This window comes from Mitsuaria sp. MSU3D, assembly GCF_056867975.1.
Window position 1 is genome coordinate 892,150 of record NZ_CP200314.1, and the last position, 19,320, is coordinate 911,469.

General features: G+C 69.0%; 15 protein-coding genes and 1 tRNA gene. 7 read left to right on the forward strand and 9 right to left on the reverse strand.

What is annotated here, in order from left to right:
* Positions 1–9: 9 nt before the first annotated feature.
* A complete protein-coding gene (locus AC1VNM_RS04105; RefSeq protein ID WP_483105969.1) occupies positions 10–1,113 on the reverse strand; it encodes an NADH:flavin oxidoreductase/NADH oxidase in 1,104 nt (367 codons plus the stop codon).
* 179 nt (positions 1,114–1,292) lie between these two features.
* Here AC1VNM_RS04105 and AC1VNM_RS04110 point away from each other — a divergent pair, with 179 nt between their 5' ends.
* Positions 1,293–2,207 carry a LysR family transcriptional regulator gene (locus AC1VNM_RS04110; protein ID WP_377155690.1) on the forward strand — a complete coding sequence of 305 codons (915 nt, stop codon included), beginning with the start codon at positions 1,293–1,295 and terminating at the stop codon, positions 2,205–2,207.
* Between the two features lie 55 nt (positions 2,208–2,262).
* On the opposite strand, the gene AC1VNM_RS04115 is transcribed toward AC1VNM_RS04110, so the two are convergent.
* The 3 genes from AC1VNM_RS04115 to AC1VNM_RS04125 all read right to left on the reverse strand — a co-directional run bounded on the left by AC1VNM_RS04115 (position 2,263) and on the right by AC1VNM_RS04125 (position 4,329).
* Positions 2,263–2,339, reverse strand: a tRNA-Pro gene (locus AC1VNM_RS04115).
* A 105-nt stretch (positions 2,340–2,444) separates the two neighbouring features.
* Positions 2,445–3,485 (reverse strand): phosphotransferase, encoded by a 1,041-nt coding sequence (locus AC1VNM_RS04120; RefSeq protein ID WP_483109235.1) that lies wholly within the window; start codon positions 3,483–3,485, stop codon positions 2,445–2,447.
* Positions 3,486–3,624: 139 nt separating this feature from the next.
* Positions 3,625–4,329: a Crp/Fnr family transcriptional regulator gene (locus AC1VNM_RS04125; RefSeq protein ID WP_088408218.1), complete on the reverse strand. Its 705-nt coding sequence runs from the start codon at positions 4,327–4,329 to the stop codon at positions 3,625–3,627.
* A gap of 236 nt (positions 4,330–4,565) precedes the next feature.
* Here AC1VNM_RS04125 and AC1VNM_RS04130 point away from each other — a divergent pair, with 236 nt between their 5' ends.
* Positions 4,566–6,665: a type IV pilus assembly protein FimV gene (locus AC1VNM_RS04130; protein ID WP_483105970.1), complete on the forward strand. Its 2,100-nt coding sequence runs from the start codon at positions 4,566–4,568 to the stop codon at positions 6,663–6,665.
* Positions 6,666–6,675: 10 nt separating this feature from the next.
* Here the strand turns inward: AC1VNM_RS04130 and AC1VNM_RS04135 are convergent, their stop codons facing one another.
* From AC1VNM_RS04135 to lptF, 5 genes are all read right to left on the reverse strand, one after another.
* On the reverse strand, positions 6,676–7,845 hold the full coding sequence (locus tag AC1VNM_RS04135) for a pyridoxal phosphate-dependent aminotransferase (protein ID WP_483105971.1): 1,170 nt from the start codon (positions 7,843–7,845) through the stop codon (positions 6,676–6,678).
* 8 nt (positions 7,846–7,853) lie between these two features.
* A complete protein-coding gene (locus tag AC1VNM_RS04140; RefSeq protein WP_088408215.1) occupies positions 7,854–8,798 on the reverse strand; it encodes a CysB family HTH-type transcriptional regulator in 945 nt (314 codons plus the stop codon).
* Positions 8,799–8,828: 30 nt separating this feature from the next.
* A complete protein-coding gene (locus AC1VNM_RS04145) occupies positions 8,829–9,254 on the reverse strand; it encodes a sirohydrochlorin chelatase (protein ID WP_431102813.1) in 426 nt (141 codons plus the stop codon).
* A 61-nt stretch (positions 9,255–9,315) separates the two neighbouring features.
* Positions 9,316–10,479: an LPS export ABC transporter permease LptG gene (gene lptG, locus AC1VNM_RS04150; protein WP_377155683.1), complete on the reverse strand. Its 1,164-nt coding sequence runs from the start codon at positions 10,477–10,479 to the stop codon at positions 9,316–9,318.
* Positions 10,476–11,675, reverse strand: a complete 1,200-nt coding sequence (gene lptF, locus AC1VNM_RS04155) for an LPS export ABC transporter permease LptF (RefSeq protein WP_483105972.1) — start codon at positions 11,673–11,675, stop codon at positions 10,476–10,478. Before lptF ends, lptG begins: the two co-directional genes overlap by 4 nt.
* Before the next feature lie 28 nt (positions 11,676–11,703).
* On the opposite strand from lptF, the gene AC1VNM_RS04160 reads away from it, so the two are divergent.
* The 5 genes from AC1VNM_RS04160 to prsK all read left to right on the forward strand — a co-directional run bounded on the left by AC1VNM_RS04160 (position 11,704) and on the right by prsK (position 19,312).
* Positions 11,704–13,164 carry a leucyl aminopeptidase gene (locus AC1VNM_RS04160; RefSeq protein WP_483105973.1) on the forward strand — a complete coding sequence of 487 codons (1,461 nt, stop codon included), beginning with the start codon at positions 11,704–11,706 and terminating at the stop codon, positions 13,162–13,164.
* Between the two features lie 55 nt (positions 13,165–13,219).
* Positions 13,220–13,648 (forward strand): DNA polymerase III subunit chi, encoded by a 429-nt coding sequence (locus AC1VNM_RS04165; protein WP_483105974.1) that lies wholly within the window; start codon positions 13,220–13,222, stop codon positions 13,646–13,648.
* A gap of 352 nt (positions 13,649–14,000) precedes the next feature.
* Complete coding sequence (locus AC1VNM_RS04170; protein ID WP_377155678.1) at positions 14,001–15,143, forward strand: branched-chain amino acid ABC transporter substrate-binding protein; 1,143 nt, start codon at positions 14,001–14,003, stop codon at positions 15,141–15,143.
* Positions 15,144–15,689: 546 nt separating this feature from the next.
* Complete coding sequence (locus AC1VNM_RS04175) at positions 15,690–17,066, forward strand: TIGR03013 family XrtA/PEP-CTERM system glycosyltransferase (RefSeq protein WP_377155677.1); 1,377 nt, start codon at positions 15,690–15,692, stop codon at positions 17,064–17,066.
* 107 nt (positions 17,067–17,173) lie between these two features.
* Positions 17,174–19,312, forward strand: coding sequence for an XrtA/PEP-CTERM system histidine kinase PrsK (gene prsK / locus AC1VNM_RS04180; protein WP_483105975.1), 2,139 nt, complete (start codon positions 17,174–17,176; stop codon positions 19,310–19,312).
* Positions 19,313–19,320: the final 8 nt, after the last annotated feature.

Sequence of the window (19,320 nt, forward strand, 5' to 3'; positions counted from 1 at the left end):
GAGGGGGACTCAACCGCGTTGCGGTTGATAGCGCTCCAGCCAGTGCGCATACGGCGCGGGCAGCACCCAGGTCGGCTTGTCCTTCTTCAGCTCCTGCGCGGCCTGGTAAGGCCAGTGCGGGTTGGCCAGCAGCGCGCGTCCGATCATCACCAGGTCCAGCTGTCCGTCGGCCAGGGCCTGTTCGGCCAGTTGCGGCGTGTGGAAGCCCCAGGCGGCCGCGACCGGCAGAGCGGCTTCGCGACGCACGCGTTGCGCGATCGGGCCCAGAAAGGCCGGGCCCCAGGGGACCTGCGCCTCCGGCGTCGTGAAGCCGACGCTGACGTTCAGCAGGTCGAGGCCCTCGGCCTTCATCGCCCGCGTCAGGCCGATGGCTTCGGCCAGTGTCTGCTCGTCGCGGCCGTCGTATTCGATCACGCCGAAACGGGCCGTCAGTGGCAGGTGCTCGGGCCAGACCTTGCGCACGGCGCGCAGCGTCTCCAGCAGGAAGCGGCCGCGGTTCTCGGCGCTGCCGCCGAACTCGTCGTCGCGCCGGTTGGCGTGGACGGAGAAGAAGCTCTGCGCCAGATAGCCGTGAGCGAAGTGCAGCTCCAGCCAGCGGAAGCCGGCGTCGCGGGCGCGCACCGCGGCGGCGACGAAGTCGGCCTGGACGCGGGCGATGTCGTCCTTGTCCATGGCCTTGGGCACCTGCGGCAGGCCCTTGCCGTAAGGCACGGCGGAGGGCGACAACGTGGCCCAGCCGCGCGGATCGCCGGCGGCGATGTGGTCGTCGCCTTCCCAGGGCTTATGGGCGCTGGCCTTGCGGCCGGCGTGGCCGATCTGGATGCCGGGCACGGCGCCGGCGGCGGCGATGGACGCGGCCACGCGGGCGAGGCCGGTGGCTTGTTCATCGTTCCACAGACCCAGGCAGGCTGGCGTGATACGGCCTTCCGGCGAAACGCCGGTGGCCTCGACGATCACCAGGCCCGCGCCGCCGCGCGCCAGGCCGGTGTAGTGCGTGAGGTGCCAGTCGTTGACCAGGCCGTCGGTGGCGCTGTACTGGCACATCGGCGGCACGGCGATGCGGTTGCGCAGGACGACGTCCTTGAGGGTGAATGGAGAGAACAAGCTGGACATGGAGACCTTGATCGGAAAAGCGGGAGCCGCCGGAGGGAGGGGGAGGAAGGGGGGAAAGGGGGAAGAGGGCGCAGGGAAAGACCTGCGGAGACGGCAGTCTAGAAAGTCGGACCCATAATGAAAAGTACTGCGGCCTTATCACCGCGATAAGATTTTCTTATGTTCGAGCCGAGTACCCCATGCTGAATCCCCAATGGCTGCGCAGCTTCGCCACCCTGGCGCGGCTGGGCAGCTTCACGCGCGCCGCCGAGGCGCTGGACCTGACGCAGGCGGCGGTCAGCCAGCACGTGCGGCATCTGGAGAGCTCGCTGGGGCCGCTGCTGATCCGCCGCCCGCGTGCGATCGAGCTGACTCCGGCCGGCAAGGCGACGCTGGACTACTGGCGCGAACTGGACGAGGCCGACCAGCGCCTGCGTGGCCGACTGGCCGACGAGGACGCCTGCCAGGGCGAGGTGGGCATGATCACGCCGGGCGGCATCGGGCTGTTCGTGTACCCGCACTTGCTGGACCTGCAGGCGCAACGTCCCGGACTGGTGGTGCGGCATCGCTTCGCGCCCGATCCCGACGTGCTGCAGGCGGTGCTGGACAACCGCTATGAACTGGGCCTGGTGACGCTGCGACCGGACGATGCGCGGCTCGCCAGCTGCGCCTTCCTGGAAGAGCCGTTGGAACTCGTGCTGCCGGCGGCGGAGAAGTGCGCGGAGTGGGACGACCTGCGCCGCATCGGCTTCATCGATCATCCCGACGGACAGGCGATGGCCGGGCGTCTGTTGAGCCGTCACTTCCCCGGCTCGCCGGGCGTGCGCGACCTGCCGGTGCGTGGCTTCAGCAACCAGATCGGCCTGCTGCTCGAGCCGGTGGCGCGCGGTCTTGGATTCACGGTGCTGACGCAGCATGCGCGCCGCGCGTTCCCTCGCCAGGACGAGATCCGGGTGCTCGATTGCGGCTCGCCGGTGGTGGACACGCTGTGGCTGATCCATCGCGCCGAATGGCCGCTGTCGGCGCGCGCGCAGCACGTGGTCGAGCATCTGCGCAAGACCGTCGGCGCGATGGCGCCGAAGCTGGCGAGTCCGAAGCGGACGTCGTCGAAGTAGTTCGCCAAAAGGAAAAGCCGCAAGGAGCAGGACTCCTTGCGGCTTTCGAGATGGTTGGTCGGGGCGGCGGGATTCGAACTCGCGACCCTCTGCTCCCAAAGCAGATGCGCTACCAGGCTGCGCTACGCCCCGACTGAGCCTTGCATTCTAGCCTGAAAATCTGCCCGCTCCGGAACTCGTGACCCTCTGCTCCCAAAGCAGCGGGTCGAGGCGCGATCGCCGCCGCTCGTTTCGCGCTCAGCCCGACAGCTTCTGCGCGAACTGCCAGCCCAGCTCCGCCATCGGCTTCGCGCCGGCACCGGCCTCGCGGGCCTGCTGGCTGGACGCGGTGCCGTCCTCGACGCGTTTGGCGATGCCCTGCAGGATCGCGCAGATGCGGAACAGGTTGTAGGCGAGGTAGAAGTTCCAGTCCTTCATCACCGTCGCCGCGTCGCCGCGGCCGGAGCGCTCGCAGTAGCGGCGCACGTAGTCCAGCTCGCTCGGGATGCCCAGCGGCGCCAGGTCCACGCCGCCCAGGCCGCGCGCCGCGCCGCTCTTGCGGATGTGCCACGACATGCAGTGGTAGCTGAAGTCCGCCAGCGGATGGCCCAGCGTCGACAGCTCCCAGTCCAGCACCGCCAGCACGCGCGGCTCGGTCGGGTGGAAGACGAGGTTGTCCAGCCGGTAGTCGCCGTGGACGATGGCGACCTCGCGCTCGTCGCGCGCCGACTCGGGGATGTGCGCCGGCAGCCACTCGATCAGGCGGTCCATCGCCTCGTTCGGGCCGGTGATCGTCGCCTGGTACTGCTTGCTCCAGCGGCCGATCTGGCGTTCGAAGTAGTTGCCCGGCTTGCCGTAGCCCTCCAGTCCCAGCGCGCGGAAGTCCACCCGGTGCAGCGCGGCGATGACGCGGTTCATCTCCTCGTAGATCGCGCTGCGTTCGTCGGTGGACGCGCCCGGCAGCGTCTGGTCCCACAAGACCCGACCCTGCATGAACTCCATGACGTAGAACGCGCGGCCGACGATGGATTCGTCCTCGCACAGCGCCAGCATGCGCGGCACCGGCACGTCGGTGCCGGCGAGGGCGCGCATCACGGTGAACTCGCGCTCGATCGCGTGCGCGGACGGCAGCAGCTTGGCCACCGGCGCCGGCTTGGCGCGCATCACGTAGGTCGCGCCCGGCGTGATCAGCTTGTAGGTGGGATTGGACTGGCCGCCCTTGAACTGCTCGATCGTCAGCGGGCCGGCGAAGCCGTCGATCTCGCGCGCCAGCCAGGCGGCGAGCGCCTGGGCATCCATCGATTGCGAAGGGGCACGGGTGCCGGTGAAAGCATCGTCCACAAGGTCTCCTGAAGTTGTCGTGATTCGTGATCCGAGCGTCCTGGAGACCGGGTCGACCCCGTCGACCGTGTCGATTGTGTCGACGTTCCCCCGACGCTCAGCGGTTGGCGATGGCCAGCAGCTTTTCCTTGCTCAACACCACCAGCCGGGTCGGCTCCACGCGTACCGCGCCTTCGCGCTCGAAGCCCTTGAGCTCCTGGTTCACGCGCTGCCGCGAGGCGCCCAGCAACTGCGCCAGGTCTTCCTGCGCCAGCTGCAGGCCGATGCGGACCTCCTCGCCCTGCGACACGCCGTAGCTGCGCGCCAGCAGCAGGATCTGTTTGGCCAGCCGCGAGGCGAGGGGTCGGGTGTTGAGGTCCTCGACCTGGTCGAACATCAGCCGCAGGCGGCGGCAGTTCAACCGCAGCAGCGCCTCGTAGAGCTCGGTGTGGCGTTGGAGCAGATCGCGGAAGTCGGGCTTGCGGATCACCAGCAGCGTGGTCTCGCCATGCGCGCTGGCGTCGTGCGTGCGCGGCAGGCCGTCGAAGAGGGCGATGTCGCCGAACCAGATGCCGGGCTCGACGTAGGTCAGCGTGACCTGCTTGCCCGACAGCGAGACCGAACTCACCCGCACCGCGCCCTTGGCCACGCCGATCCATTCCTCGGCCGGTTCGCCGCGCACCGACATCAGTGCGCCGTCGGTGAGGCGTCTCACGGTGGCGCGCGCCAGAATGTCGCTGCGCAGCGGCAGTGACAGTTTGGAAAACCACGGCCCCGTCTCGATGTTGTTGCGTTCGGAAATTGTAAGAACCGAGCTGTTCATGCTTTGTCGCTGGCGTGACAAGCCAGCGGTCTCCTGAAATGTGCGGATGGACCGCGTGCGTCGCGGCTTCTTCCGGCTTATTGTGAGGGACCCGCGGCATGCCCGTGGGCGCCGCGACCATCCGCGCATGATGCGCGGGCGATGCGCATCCGGGGGAGGAAGGGGCGCTTTTCCGGGTTTGTCCCTGTAAGCGCCGTGCTAGAGTGAAACGCACACCAACAGCAACAACAGCGGGAATGGATCGAGATCATCACGACCCGCGCGGCGCGTTGCCGCCGCACAGCGTTCTCGTGCTTGCCATCCTCATGATGTCGGCGCCGGCCTGGAGCCTCGGTGTCGGCCGCCCCCAGGCGGCATCGTCATTGGGCCAGCCGCTGAACCTGCTGTTCCCCGTCCAGCTCAACCCCGGCGAGACCGTCACGCCCGAGTGCGTGCGCGCGGAAGTCAGCGCCGGGGAGAACGCGCTGGCCACGTCGGGCCTGCACTGGCAGGTCGAGGGCGACGGCGCGCGCGTCACCGGCGTGCGGCTGCGCAGCGCGCAACGGATCGACGAGCCCATCGTCTCGGTGCAGCTCAGCGTGGGTTGTCCGGCGCGGCTGACGCGCCAGTACACCGCCTTCATCGACCCGCCGGGCCTGAATGGCGAGCCGATGGCCGACGCCGGCCCGCCGCCCGCGGCGACCGTGTCGCCCGCGCTGCAGGCTCTGCAGGAGAACCAGCAGGCACGGCCGCCAGAGGCGCCGGTCCCCCGTCCGTCGACACCGCGCGTCGGCAGTGAGCTGGCGATCGCCGCCGCGGCAACGCCTGGTGCCTCGGGCAGCACGGACGAGCGGCCACGTCGCCCCCAGCGTCGCACGGCGGAGGCAAGTCCTGGCACCGACGGCACCCGTTCGAACCCGTCGCGTGAGGCACGGCAGAGCCAGAGCCGGACCCAGGCGCGCGATGCCCGCGTGGTGCGGGCTCCGACGCCGCGCCTGTCGCTGGAACCCATGGAAGCGCTGCAGTCGACGGCGCCGGCGCTGCTGGCCGCCGAGGCCGCCGCCAGTGCCGCGAGCGCCGCCGAGGACGCGCGCCAGCAGATGCTGGCGATGCAGAAGCAGCTCGCCGACATGCAGGCCGAGCAGAAGCGCACGATGGCCGCGATGACCACGCTGCGCCAGGAGTTGCAGGCCGCGCGCGAGCATGCCGCGAGCGGGGGCAACGCGTCGTCGTCCGTCTGGGTACTGGGCCTGAGCCTGCTGAGCCTGGCGCTGGCCGCGAGCAGCCTGCTGCTGTGGCGCAGCAACCGCGTGCAGAAGCGTGAAGCGGGCCAGCATTGGCTGGGCGACTCCCGCCACGATCTGCAAGGGGCCGAGACGGTGTTGCCGCCGGTGCCGACCGGTCCGTCCCCGTTCACGCCCACCGATCCGCACAGCTCGCCGGTGCCGTTGATGTCGCACCTGTCGAGCGACGGTCCGGTGGCGTCCCTGGCGCCGTCGACGATCCCGATGCCGCTGAGCCTCAACGAGGAGCCGACCCGTCCCGCGCCCTTGATGTCGCCCACGCCGCCCGCGTCCTCCGTCCAGCGGCCGGCCCGTGCGCCGACCACGGCGGCGGACGACGCGCTCGACGCCCTGGCCGCGCTCGATGCGCTGGAGCCGCTGAGCCTGCAGTTCGAGCGTGGCGATACGCGGCCGGCACCGCTGTCGGCCGACCTGGGCGTCGGCGGTGTCACCGTGACGGTCGAGGAACTCATCGACCTCGAGCAGCAGGTCGACTTCTTCATGGTGCTGGGCCAGGACGACGCGGCGATCGAGCTGCTGTCCTCGCGCCTGAACCACCGCGACGCGGCCAGCGGCCTGCCGTTCCTGAAGCTGATGGAGCTCTATCAGCGTCGCGGCGACCGCGAGGCCTTCGACCGCGTCGGGGCGCGCTTCGCCGAGCAGTTCCACGCCCGTGCGCCGTCGTGGAGCGACGACCTGAACCAGGGCGAGGCGCTGGAGACCCACGGGGAACTGATCGAGCGGCTCGAGGCCGCCTGGTCCGATCCCGAGGGCAGCATGAGCCTGTTGCAGGACCTGCTGTCCAACCACCAGGAGTACAGCGGGGACCTGGGGCTGCCGGCCTATCGCGACCTGCTGCTGCTGTACGCGGTGGCGCGGGACCGCGCCGAGCACGAGATCGACGGGTCGTCCATCGACGTCGTGCTGCCGCTTGATGCGACCGCGCCGGCGGACCAGATGGCCACGATGGTCTGGCAGTCGCCAGCCGCGTCGCGGACGCCACTCACGCAGTCGGTGGATCTGGATCTGTCGCTCGTCGAGGACGACGCGCCACGCGAGCCCAAGGGACGCTGATCGTCCTGGCTCAGATCTTCTTCAGGCGCTCCAGCGCGAGGTCCAGGGTCTCGTCCTTCTTCGCGAAGCAGAAGCGGATGACCTTCGCGTCGCTGCCGCCGCCGTAGAACGCCGACAGCGGAATCGCTGCGACGCCGATCTCGCGCGTGAGCCACTGGCTGATCTCCATGTCGCCCATCGCGGCCAGCGGCGCCGGCAGCGCGCTGTAATCGACGCACTGGAAGTAGCTGCCGGGGCAGGGGCGCAGCACGAAGGCCGAGCCCGCCAGTCCGGCGCGGAAGCGGTCGCGCTTGCGCTGGTAGAAGTCGCTCAGGCCCAGGTAGGGCGCGGGGTCACGCATGTAGGTCGCGATGCCGTGCTGCATCGCGGAGTTCACCGTGAACACGTTGTACTGGTGGACCTTGCGGAACTCCGCCATCAGCGGCGCCGGCGCGGTCACGTAGCCGACCTTCCAGCCAGTCACGTGGTAGGTCTTGCCGAAGCTCGACACGACGAAGCTGCGCGCGGCCAGTGCCGGCAGCCGCGACACGCTCTGGTGCGTCTGGCCGTCGTAGACCATGTGCTCGTAGACCTCGTCGCTGATCACCAGCACGTCGGTGCCGTCCAGCAGTTCGGCGAGCTGGCGCAGTTCGTCCGCGCTCCACACGGCGCCGCTGGGGTTGTGCGGGCTGTTGATCATGATCGCGCGGGTGCGCGGCGTCAGCGCGGCGCGGAGGCGGTCGAAGTCGGGACGGAAGCTCGATGGGTCCAGCGGCACCGGCACCATCACGCCGCCGGCCAGCGCGATGTTGGGCGCGTAGCTGTCGTAGGCCGGCTCCAGCACGATGACCTCGTCGCCGGGGTGCACGATCGCGAGCAGCGCCGTCAGGATCGCCTGCGTCGCGCCGGCGGTGACGGTGATCTCGGTGTCCGAGTTGTACGAGTGCCCGTAGAGCGTCTCGATCTTCGCGGCGATCGCCTGGCGCAGCGCCGGGACGCCGGGCATCGGCGGGTACTGGTTGTGGCCGGCGCGCATCGCGGCGTCGACGGCGTCCAGCAGCGCCGGATCGCCTTCGAAATCAGGGAAGCCCTGGCCCAGGTTGACCGCCTGGTGCTGCTGCGCCAGCGCCGACATGACGCTGAAGACCGTCACGCCCAGCTGGGGCAGGCGGCTCGCGGGAACGGGAGTGTGAATGCGCATGGTGGGGCTCACAAATCGTAGTCGCTGGCCTCGCCGCTCATCGCGCGCTGCAGCAGCGTGCGATTCAGGCGATCGGACAGCAGCTCGGCGAAGCTGTAGACGTAGTTGCGCAGGTAGGCGCCGCGCTTGAAGGCGATGCGCGCGACGTTCTGTCCCAGCAGGTGACCCAGCGGTCGCGAGACGAGTTCCCCGCCGGGCGGGTCCTCGCGCACCGCCATCTCGGCCACGATGCCCACGCCCAGTCCCAGCCGGACGTAGGTCTTGATGACGTCGGAGTCGATCGCCTCCAGCACGATGTTGGGCTTGAGCTGGCGTTGCGCGAAGGCGCGGTCGATGCGGGTGCGGCCGGTGAAGCTCGGGTGGTAGGACACCAGCGGCTGCGCGGCCAGGTGCTCGAGGTCGATGCGTTCGAGCTGCGCCAGCGGATGCTCGGCGCGCATCACCAGCACGTGCTGCCATTCGTAGGCGGGCAGGGTGACGAGCTCCTCGAACTGCGACAGCGACTCGGTCGCCAGGCCGACGTCGGCCGTCTCGTCGATCAGCATCTTCGCGACCTGGTCCGGACTGCCCTGGTGCAGGCCGATGTTGACTTGCGGGAACTGCTTGCGCAGCTGCGTGACCGGGCCCGGCAGCACGTAGCGCGCCTGCGTGTGCGTCGTGGCGATCGACAGCGTGCCGACATCCTGCTTGGAGTACTCCTCGCCGATGCGCTTGAGGTTGCCGACCTCGCGCATGATGATCTCGATGGACTTCAGCACCTGGCGGCCGGGCTCGGTGATGCTGCGCAGCCGCTTGCCGTGGCGCGAGAAGATGTCGACGCCGAGTTCCTCCTCGAGCTCCAGGATCGCCTTGGAGACGCCCGGCTGCGAGGTGTACAGCGCCTTGGCCGTCTCGGTCAGGTTGAGGTTGCGGCGCGCGGCCTCTTGGACGAAGCGGAACTGGTGGAGGTTCATGGCGGGTTCAGTGCGGGGCTCGTCGGAGCGTCAGGACTGGGCCAGCACGGTCGGCGTGGCGGGGTTGAGCGGGTCGGCGGGGAGCGTGACGGACGAGATCAGGTCCAGCGTCGCGCCCGCCATCGCGCGGATCACCGAGGGCTGTTCGCCGATGGCGTCGTGCAGCACGAACAGCACGCCCGGGTGCTGCGCGCGCAACGACTCCACCAGCGGCGGCACGTCGCGGCGCACATGGCCGCTGGCGCCCAGGAACATGGGCACGATCTGGACGCGCGTGGCGCCCACGGCGACCAGCGCGCCGGCGGCGGTGGCCAGGTCCGGCGTCATCAGCTCGAGATAGGCGAGCGCGATCGGCAGGTCCGGGCAGCGCGTCTGCAGTTCCGCGGCGATGGCCTGGAACGGGCCGGCCCAGGCCGGATCGCGGGCCCCGTGGGCGAAGAGCAGCAGACTGTCCATCAGCGGTTCTCCCTCAGGCGACAGGGCCCGCGTGGGGCCCGGCAGGCGGCGATCCCGCCGCTCATCGATAACGCACCAGCCAGTAGAAGGCGCCCATCGAGATGCCCAGGTACAGCAGGCTCGGCGCCGAGGCCACGAGCCACGGGGTCCAGTCGCGCAGCAGGCCGAGGTGACCGGTGATCGCGTTCAGCACCACGAAGCTGATGCCCAGCATGATGCCGCCGAAGACCTTCACGCTGATGCCGCCCGAGCGGAAATGCAGGTAGGCGAAGGGCAGCGCCAGCGCCACCATCACCATGCAGGCGAACGGATAGAAGGCCTTGCGCCAGAACTGGATCTCCGGCTGCGCCGACGACTGCTCCTGCGAGGAGAGGTGGCGCGTGTAGCGGTAGAGCTCCAGCGTCGACATGTTCCAGGTCGGCTGCACCGCGGCCGCCACCACGCCCGAGGGGAGCTGGCTCTGCCACTCATACTTCGGCAGCAGGATCTCGCGCACGGCCGGGTTCTCGGCCAGCTTGTCCTGCGGCGCCGCCGGGTCCGCGTGCTGCGGCGCGGCCAGGGCCGGCTGGTTCAGCGGCGTCGGCGCGCGCGACCACTGCATCAGCCGCACGTCGTTCATCAGCCAGCGGCCGGTCGGGTCGACGGTCGCATTCTTCGCGGTCATCCGCGTGGCCATCGCGCCCTTGCTGTCGAACTCGAAGACGAGCACGTCCTCCATCGTCCCGTTGGCGCGGGCCCGGCCGACGTGCACCGCGTAGCTGTAGTCGCCGATGCGGTCCTTCAACCAGGCGCCCTGGGCGTTCGTGACGCCGCCGCTGGCGCTGGACTTGAGCAGTTGCGCCTGGCGGTCCGCCCACGGGTTGACGAAGTCGCCCACGACGAAGGCCAGCACCGCGAAGGCCAGCGCCATCACGCTCAGCAGGCCCAGCGCCCGCTGCGGACCCAGGCCGCCGGTGCGCAGGATGGTGAACTCGCTGGACTGCGCCAGCCGCGCCATGCTGAAGATGGTGCCGATCAGCACCGCGATGGGCATCAGCTCGTAGAAGCGGCCCGGCAGCTTCAGCACGCTGGACCAGACCGCCAGCCCGATGCCCAGGCCCAGGCGCTGGAAGCGGTCCAGGTCGTCGATGAAGTCCAGGAAGAAGAACAGCGCCAGGAACCCGGCCATGACCAGGGTGAAGGAGCTGAGGATGTCGCGATACAGCAGCCGCCGGACGGTTCTCATGTGGGCACTCCCGGCGTGGAGCCGGACATCGACGCCGGCGCGATCACCATGCCGGCCGGGGGCGCGGCGAAGACCGTCTCCGCGTACGCCGGGTTCTCGGGCGGGGCCGGCAGCACGCCGCTGCGCGGGGCGCCCAGTCGCGCGCCCTGTTCGCGCCAGAGCAGCAGCAGCAGCGTCACCAGCAAGGCGCCGCCGTGCAGCGCCATCAGCGCCGGCCCCAGCTTCATCTTGTTGCCCACCACCCAGGTCTGGGTCAGGTTGATCAGGTTGAAGTAGACGATGAAGGCCAGCAGCGCGAACAGCAGGTTCCAGTTGCTGGCGCGACGCGGATTCGTCGCCGAGATGCCGATCCCCAGCAGCACCAGGTTGACGCAGCCCAGGATCATGCCGAAGCGCCAGGCCAGTTCCCCGTCGTTCTGGGGCGTGCGGTCGACCAGCAGGTCCAGCGTCGGGCGGGTCTTGGGCGGGCGCGTGCCGCCGGCGCGCATCACCTCGTCGTCGACGACGACCTGGTACTGCTGGAAGCGCGCCACCGACTTGTCGCCGTTGCGCTGGTCGACGTCGTTGCGCTGGCCGTGATCCAGCACCAGCACGCGTTGGTTGTCCTTGTACTGCAGCGCGCCGCGCGCCGAGGTCGTCACCGACTCCAGGTGCTCGGTGTTGTTCATGATGAAGACGTTGCGGGCGGCGGATTCATCGGCCGGGTCGCGCTCGATGAAGAACACGCGCGAGCCGTCGTTGGAGGTCTGGAACTGGCCGGGCGCGACGCGCGAGAGGTCGCTGCGTTGTTCGAACTGCTCGCGCAGCTGCACGCTGTTCTCGTTGCTCCAGGGCCAGACGATGGTCATCAGCACCGTCACGACGACCAGCACCGGCGAGGCCATCGTCAGCACCGGCCGCACGAAGCGCGTCAGGCCCAGGCCGCTGGCGAACCAGATGGTCATCTCCGATTCCTTGTACATGCGCCCCAGCGACATGACGACGGCGACGAACAGCGACAGGCTCAGCATCACCGGCAACTGGGCGAGGGCCAGATAACCCAGCGACAGCAGCACATGCTGCGGGGCCACCGTGCCCTTGGCCGCCATGCCGAGCGAGCGCACCAGCAGCATCGTGACGACGATGGTCAGGATGACCACGAAGGCCAATCCGAAACTGCGGGCCAGTTCCTTGCGTACGGTTGAATCGAATAACATCCGGGCACTTTATCTACTTCTCGGCATTATGGACTTCCGCTCTCAGCTCGTTTCCCTCGACGCCCTGTCGTCGCACGGCGCTGACGCCCTCGTGCTGGTCGTCGCGGGCGACAGCCTGCCGGCGTCGCTCGACAAGGCCGTCGCCGCCCTGGTCAAGGATGCCGTCAAGCTCGGCGACTTCGAGCTGAAGGCGGGTCAGGTCTTGTCCCTGGTCCGTCCTGCCGGACTGAAGGCCCCCAGATTGATCGTCGCCGCCAGCGGCGCCTCGCTCAAGGCCGCCCGCAGCGCGCTGGGCGCCGCGCTGGGCCAGCTCAAGGGCAAGGGCGCGACCGGCGCCTCGGTGGCCTACGCCGGCTTCGGTGCCGAGCTGACCGAGTCCCTGGCCGAGCAGACCGTGCTCGCCGCCCTGGAAGCGACCTACGTCTACCGCGAGACCAAGCCCAGCGCGCCCGCCGCGTCGAAGCTGACGAAGATCGCCCTGCTGCACGGCAAGGACGACGTCAAGGCGGTCAAGGCCGGCCTGACCCGCGGCCAGGCCATCGGCGCCGGCATCGCCGTCGCGCGCGAATGCGCCAACCTGCCGCCCAACGTCGCCACGCCGGCCTACCTGGCCGACCAGACCAAGGCCCTGGCCAAGAGCCACGGCATCAAGGTCGAGGTCCTGGACCAGAAGGGCATCGAGAAGCTGGGCATGGGCTCCTTCCTGTCGGTGGCCAAGGGCTCCGACGTGCCGCCGCGTTTCATCGTCGCGAAGTACGAAGGCGCCGCCAAGACGCAGGCACCGGTCGTGCTGGTCGGCAAGGGCATCACCTTCGACTCGGGCGGCGTCTCGCTGAAGCCGGGCGCCGGCATGGACGAGATGAAGTTCGACATGGGCGGCGCCGCCTCCGTGCTGGGCACGCTGCGCGCCGTGGTCGAGCTCAAGCCGAAGATCAACCTGGTCGTGCTGATCGCCGCCTGCGAGAACATGCCTAGCGGCCGCGCGGTCAAGCCGGGCGACGTGGTGACCTCGATGTCGGGCCAGACCATCGAGATCCTGAACACCGACGCCGAAGGCCGCCTGATCCTGTGCGACGCGTTGACCTATGCCGAGCGCTTCAAGCCCGCGACCGTCGTCGACGTCGCGACGCTGACCGGCGCCTGCGTGATCGCGCTGGGCGGCGTGCGTTCGGGCATGTACGCGAGCGACGATGAACTGGCCGCCGCGCTGAGCGCCGCCGGCGAGACGGCGCTGGACCCGTGCTGGCGCCTGCCGCTGGACGACGACTACGCCGACGGCCTGAAGACCAACTTCGCCGACGTCGCCAACGTCGCCGGCCGCGAGGGCGGTTCCATCACCGCCGCGAAGTTCCTGCAGCGCTTCGCGTCCAAGTACCGCTGGGGCCACCTGGACATCGCCGGCACCGCCTGGAAGGGCGGCGGCGCCAAGGGCGCGACCGGCCGGCCGGTCGGTCTGCTGACGCACTTCGTGCTGTCGCAGGTCCGCTGAACGCCGTCGGCGTTCTTCGGAACTTCCGCAAGCTGACGAGGGAAGGGCGGGTCCGGTGACGGAAGTCAACTTCTATACCGGCGTGCCCGACCGCCAGGTCTACGCCTGCCGCCTGCTGCGCAAGACGCAGGCGGCGGGACTGACCGTCGGCATCTGGGGCCCGATGCGTTTGCTGGAGCGGCTGGACCAGACGCTCTGGACCTTCGAGCCCGGCGAATTCCTCCCGCACCTGCTGCTGCGCGCCGACACCCCGGCGGCGCTGCGGGCGCGCACCCCGATCCTGCTCTCGGACCAGCTCGATGCGCTGGCCGGGTGCCAGGTCTTGCTCAATTTCGAGCCCGGCGTACCGCCCGGCCTCGAGCGTTTCGAGCGTGTGCTGGAGCTGGTCTCCACCGACGCCGACCAGGTCGCCGCGGGACGCGGACGATTCAAGGCCTACAAGGCGCTGGGCCTGACGCTGAATCACCACGTCATGTCGGCCTGAGCCGACTGATTCTTGTCATTTCGTCGCCAGGCGAAGCCCGCGCCGGGCTGGTGCCAGGCCGGTGACGCGTTGCGCCGTCGTGGTGCCGCGAAGCCCATGGGCAGGGCGCGAATCCCCCTGATGCGCGATCGACTGGGCGGAAATCCGCACTTCGCGTGCGGCCTGTGTGCACGCCGTCGCACTCCTGCGAAAACCATCCGGGTTTGCCCCGGTGACAGGGGCGCGACAACGTCTGCGCCGTGACCGCGTTCACAGCATTTTCACTATGGAAACGCTTCCGTCTTTCGGGGTATGGTCGCTCGCGTTGAGAACTCAACGTCATTCCACATATTCCCGAGTCGGAGGTTCCTAGATGCAATCCAAGCTGAATGTGATCGTGGGCGCAATCGCCATTGCCGCAAGCGGCGCCGCCCTGGCGCAGGATGCGGTGGTCAAGATCGGCCACGTGGGTCCCACCAGCGGCGCCATCGCGCACCTGGGCAAGGACAACGAACTGGGCGCCAAGATGGCCATCGACGAGCTGAACGCCAAGGGCGTGACGATCGGCGGCAAGAAGGTCAAGTTCGAGCTACTGGCCGAAGACGACGCCGGCGATCCGAAGCAGGGCACCGCCGCCGCCCAGAAGCTGGTCGACTCGAAGGTCAACGGCGTCATCGGCCATCTGAACTCCGGCACGACGATCCCCGCGTCCAAGATCTACAGCGACGCCGGCATCCCGCAGATCTCGCCGTCGGCGACCAACCCCAAGTACACCCGCAACGGCTACAAGACGGCGTTCCGCGTCGTGGCCGACGACGTGCACCTGGGCGGCACGCTGGGCAAGTACGCGGTGACCTCGCTGAAGGGCAAGTCCATCGCCGTCATCGACGACCGCACGGCCTACGGCCAGGGCGTCGCCGATGAATTCGAGAAGGGCGTCAAGGCCGCCGGCGGCAAGGTCGTCGGTCGTGAATTCACCAACGACAAGGCCACGGACTTCACCGCCATCCTGACCTCCCTGAAGGGCAAGAAGCCCGACGTCGTCTTCTTCGGCGGCATGGACGCCGTCGCCGGCCCGATGCTGCGCCAGATGAAGCAGCTGGGCATCGAAGCCAAGTTCATGGGCGGCGACGGCATCTGCACGGCCGAACTGCCCAAGCTGTCCGCCGGCACGCTGGCCGACAGCCAGGTCGTCTGCGCGGAAGCGGGCGGCGTGGAAGGCGAGTCGAAGAAGTCGCTGGACGCCTTCAAGACCAAGTTCAAGGACAAGTACAAGGTCGAGGTCCAGATCTACGCCCCGTACGTCTATGACGCGGTCAACGTGATGGTCGACGCGATGGTCAAGGCCAAGTCCGCCGATCCGAAGGTCTACCTGCCGGTGCTGGCCAAGACGGCCGACTACAAGGGCGTGACCGGCACGATCGCGTTCGACGCCAAGGGCGACATCAAGAACGGCGCGCTGACCCTGTACACGTACAAGGGCGGCAACCGCGAGCAGATCGCCGTCGTGCGCTGATCGTCGGCGCGAGGCCGGGGCCCTCGGGAGAGGGATCCGGCTGTCACACGACGGTCATGCGACGGTCGTGCGACGTCAAAACGACGCCCACTTCGGTGGGCGTTTTTTTTCGTCCGTCGTTTCCCTGGTCGTCCCTTCACGGTTCCTCTCTGACAAGCCGACGTCGGGACGACGCGGGCCTGTCCCTTGATCGAGGGGGCACCCCCCTCACTCACGTGCATTCCCGCACGAGAGCCCCTCAAAGCATTCAGTCAGGGGGTTTGCACCTAACAGGGCCTACAGACAATGGCCCCGGTCAACGCGCCAAGGGGTCGATTCGGGGATTCCGCGGCGGTCGGCGAGACGGGTTCAACCGAGCCGGATTGCAAGGCGAACGCCCCTGCAAACAGGGGGCTTTCAAGCCTGGGGGTGGGAGGCATGATGCCCCCCGCAGCGAATGGGGCCTCCTCTGGCGGAGGACGTGTTCGCGACGAGCGGTCCTGAGAGGTTCACCCGGGTCGGCGACAGCATCCCGAGAGGATGCCGTGACCAGCTTTGGGGACGGGCATGATTCGAATTTTTAACCATTACCTCCATCGTCGAACCCTGGTCCAGGTGCTCTTCGACCTGGGCCTGATCGTGGCGGCGGTGTTCGCGGTCGCGTTGAGCCAGGGCAGCAGCGAGCACATGGTGACCTTCGCCGCGTCCTACGGGCTCTCGCTGGCCGGCGGCATGTTCGTCATCAACTCCGCGTCCGGCCTCTACTCCCAATCCCACAAGCGCTCGCTGACGCAGTCCTGCGCCCGCGCGCTCTTCGCGCTGCTGATCGGCCTGCCGCTGGCCTACGGCCTGTTCAGCCTGATCCCCGCCACCGTCTCCCACCGCGACCTGCTGACCACGACCGCCATGCTGGCCGTCGCGCTGGTCATGGTGCACCGCGTGTACGCCGCGCACTCCGGCGCGCAGGGCGCCGGCCGGACCAAGATCCTGATCTTCGGCAGCGGCCATGCCGCGCTGGCGGTCAGCGAGAGCCTGCGCGCCGCCGATCCGCATGCGCACATCGTCGGCTTCCTGCCCGGCCCGAACGAGATCGACCCGCAGGTGCCCGCCCATGAACTGCTGGCCGCCGAGAGCCTGACCGACGCGGCGATGCGCCTGGGCGTGGACGAGATCGTCGTGGCGCTGTCCGAGCGCCGCGGCGGCAGCATGCCGCTGCGCCAGCTGCTGGACTGCAAGCTCTACGGCATCCGCGTCGTGGACCTGGCCACCTACTTCGAGAAGACGCTGGCGCAGATCAAGATCAGCCACGTCCACGCCGGCTGGCTGATCTTCGGCGACGGCTTCAACCAGGGCGTGCTGCGCAGCGCCGTCAAGCGCGCCTTCGACCTCGTGTCCTCGCTGGTGCTGCTGGTCGCGACCGCGCCGATCATGGCCGTCACCGCGCTGCTCATCAAGCTGGAATCGCCCGGCGGGATCTTCTACACGCAGGAACGCGTCGGCCTGAACGGCGCGACCTTCAAGGTGATCAAGTTCCGCAGCATGCGCAACGACGCCGAGAAGGACGGCCGCCCCCAGTGGGCGACCAAGAACGACGCCCGCGTCACGCGCGTCGGCAACTTCATCCGCAAGGTCCGCATCGACGAGCTGCCGCAGCTGATCAACGTGCTGCGCGGCGAGATGAGCATGGTGGGCCCGCGTCCCGAGCGCCCGTTCTTCGTCGACGAGCTGGTCGCGCAGATCCCGTACTACGCGGTGCGCCACAGCGTGAAGCCGGGCGTGACCGGCTGGGCGCAGGTCCGCTACGAATACGGCTCGACCATCGAGGACTCGCTGGAGAAGCTCCAGTACGACCTGTACTACGTCAAGAACCACACGCTGTTCCTCGACCTGCTGATCATGCTCGAGACGGTGGCGGTGGTCCTGACGGGCCGGGGGGCGCGCTGAGCGCGACGGCGGAGCGTTGCGCTCCCGGCGTCCCGTTTCTGCGTCCATTTTTGCGCCGGTGTCCGCGGCCGTTCCTGATCGCGGCCCGCGCGTCGGGACATTGATCCATGTGGGCCAACACCCTGAGCCTCGGCGCCGCGTCGGGGATCGTCGCGGTATTCGCGCATCTGGCCCTGGCGGTCGTGGTGTTGCCCCAGTTCGGCCAGCACCGGCGCCGCGCGCTGCGACTGCAGGCCGCATTGCTGCTGACGGCCCTGTGGGCCGGTCTTGACGCCGCGGTCGAGCAGGGCTGGCTCGGCGACCACCAGTGGCCGGCCCTCGTGCTCCTGCCCATCTGCGACGCGCTGCGTTACGGCGCGTGGTTCTCCTTCATCCTGGCGCTGATCGAATCGCGCGACGACGACGGCCGCTCGCGCAGCGCCGGCGTCGCGCGGCCGCTGCAATGGCTCGCGTGGGCCGGCGTGGTCACCGCGGTCGCGTTGCCGTTGTGGCGCTACTGGGGCGACGCGCCGCTGGTCACGATGCAGCGTCCGATGACGATGGCCTGGCTGGGCCTGGGCGTGTTCGGGCTGGTGCTGATCGAGCAGATGCTGCGCAACATCGACAGCGACGCGCGCTGGAACGCCAAGCCGGTCAGCCTGGGCCTGGGCGCGGTGTTCGCGTTCGACGTGTTCGTGTTCTCGCAGGCCTCGCTGTTCGCGCAGTTCGACGGTGACGCCCTCAGCGTGCGCGCCGCCGTGCACAGTCTGGCCGTGCCCTTGCTGTGGCTGGCCAGCCGCCGGCACAAGAAGTGGCTGGACAAGCTGCATGTCTCGCGCACCGCGGCCTTCCACTCGGCGACGCTGCTGATCGTCGGCGTGTACCTGCTCGGCGTGTCGGGCATCGGCTACTACGTGCGCTACACCGGCGGCGAATGGGGACGCGCGCTGCAGCAGGTGCTGCTCGCGGTGGGCGTGCTGGCGCTGCTGACGATGGGCCTGTCGGGCTCGCTGCGCGCCAAGCTGCGCGTCTACATCAGCAAGCATTTCTTCAGCTACCGCTACGACTACCGGCAGGAATGGCTGCGCTTCACCGCGATGCTCTCGGCCAGCGCGTCGCCGGCGGAGCTGGGCGAATCGGTGATCCGCGGGCTGGCCCATCTGGTGGAGAGCCCGGCCGGCGCGCTCTGGTTGCGTCGCGCGCCGGTGGCGGCGCCGGCGGCGGAGTACCAGCAGGCCGCGCGCTGGAACCTCAACGACGACCGCCAGCCGCTGACCGCCGACGAGCCGCTGCTGCGACTGCTGCAGGAGCGCGCGTGGATCGTCGACCTCGACGAGTGGCGCCGCGACCCGGCCGCCTACGAACATGCGCCGCTGCCCGAGGCGATCGCCGGCGATGCCCGCCATTGGCTGCTGATCCCGCTGCTCAATGCGGGCGCGCTGACGGGCTGGGTGATCCTGGGCCAGCCGCGCACCCGGCTGGAGCTGAACTGGGAGGTGCGCGACCTGCTGCGCACCGCCGCCCAGCAGGCCGCCAGCTACCTCGCGCAGATGCAGGCGGCGGAAGCGCTGCTGGAGGCGCGCAAGTTCGAGGCCTTCAACCGCATGTCGGCCTTCGTGGTGCACGACCTCAAGAACATCGTCACGCAGCTGTCGTTGATGATGAAGAACGCCAAGCGGCTGCGCGACAACCCGGAGTTCCAGCAGGACATGCTGGACACGGTGGAGAACTCCCTGGAGAAGATGCGGCAGCTGATGCTGCAGCTGCGCGAGGGCGACAAGCCGCATCACGGCAGCGCCGGCGGCGTCGCGCTGACGGCCATCGCGCGGCGGCTGGCCGCGGCGGCCGTCAGCAAGGGCCGCGCGCTGGACCTGGAGCTGCGCGACGAGGTCAGCGCGCGTGGCCATGAGGAACGCATCGAGCGCGTGCTCGGCCACGTGGTGCAGAACGCGCTGGACGCGACGCCGATCGACGGCCGCGTGACGCTGCGATTGCAGCGCGTGGGCAGCCACGCGCAGGTGGAAGTGGAAGATACTGGCTGCGGCATGTCGCAGGAGTTCATCGATCAACGGCTGTTCAAGCCGTTCCAGACGACGAAGGCGGCGGGCATGGGCATCGGCGCCTACGAGAGCTATCAGTACCTGCAGGAACTTGGAGGGAAGATCAACGTGGAAAGCGCGCCCGGACGAGGCACCAAGGTCACCATCTTGCTGCCGCTGTTTTTCGCCCAGTCGGGCAGCGATGCCGGACTGGTGGAGGCGCGATGAGCGCCGAC

Coding starts and splice junctions, on each gene's coding strand:
- AC1VNM_RS04140 (WP_088408215.1), bottom strand. CDS start 8,798: ATGAACCTCCACCAGTTCCGCTTCGTCCAAGAGGCCGCGCGCCGCAAC.
- AC1VNM_RS04130 (WP_483105970.1), top strand. CDS start 4,566: ATGGATCGAGATCATCACGACCCGCGCGGCGCGTTGCCGCCGCACAGC.
- AC1VNM_RS04145 (WP_431102813.1), bottom strand. CDS start 9,254: ATGGACAGTCTGCTGCTCTTCGCCCACGGGGCCCGCGATCCGGCCTGG.
- AC1VNM_RS04175 (WP_377155677.1), top strand. CDS start 15,690: ATGATTCGAATTTTTAACCATTACCTCCATCGTCGAACCCTGGTCCAG.
- AC1VNM_RS04160 (WP_483105973.1), top strand. CDS start 11,704: ATGGACTTCCGCTCTCAGCTCGTTTCCCTCGACGCCCTGTCGTCGCAC.
- AC1VNM_RS04135 (WP_483105971.1), bottom strand. CDS start 7,845: ATGCGCATTCACACTCCCGTTCCCGCGAGCCGCCTGCCCCAGCTGGGC.
- prsK (WP_483105975.1), top strand. CDS start 17,174: ATGTGGGCCAACACCCTGAGCCTCGGCGCCGCGTCGGGGATCGTCGCG.
- AC1VNM_RS04120 (WP_483109235.1), bottom strand. CDS start 3,485: ATGGATGCCCAGGCGCTCGCCGCCTGGCTGGCGCGCGAGATCGACGGC.
- lptG (WP_377155683.1), bottom strand. CDS start 10,479: ATGAGAACCGTCCGGCGGCTGCTGTATCGCGACATCCTCAGCTCCTTC.
- AC1VNM_RS04170 (WP_377155678.1), top strand. CDS start 14,001: ATGCAATCCAAGCTGAATGTGATCGTGGGCGCAATCGCCATTGCCGCA.
- AC1VNM_RS04110 (WP_377155690.1), top strand. CDS start 1,293: ATGCTGAATCCCCAATGGCTGCGCAGCTTCGCCACCCTGGCGCGGCTG.
- lptF (WP_483105972.1), bottom strand. CDS start 11,675: ATGTTATTCGATTCAACCGTACGCAAGGAACTGGCCCGCAGTTTCGGA.
- AC1VNM_RS04125 (WP_088408218.1), bottom strand. CDS start 4,329: ATGAACAGCTCGGTTCTTACAATTTCCGAACGCAACAACATCGAGACG.
- AC1VNM_RS04105 (WP_483105969.1), bottom strand. CDS start 1,113: ATGTCCAGCTTGTTCTCTCCATTCACCCTCAAGGACGTCGTCCTGCGC.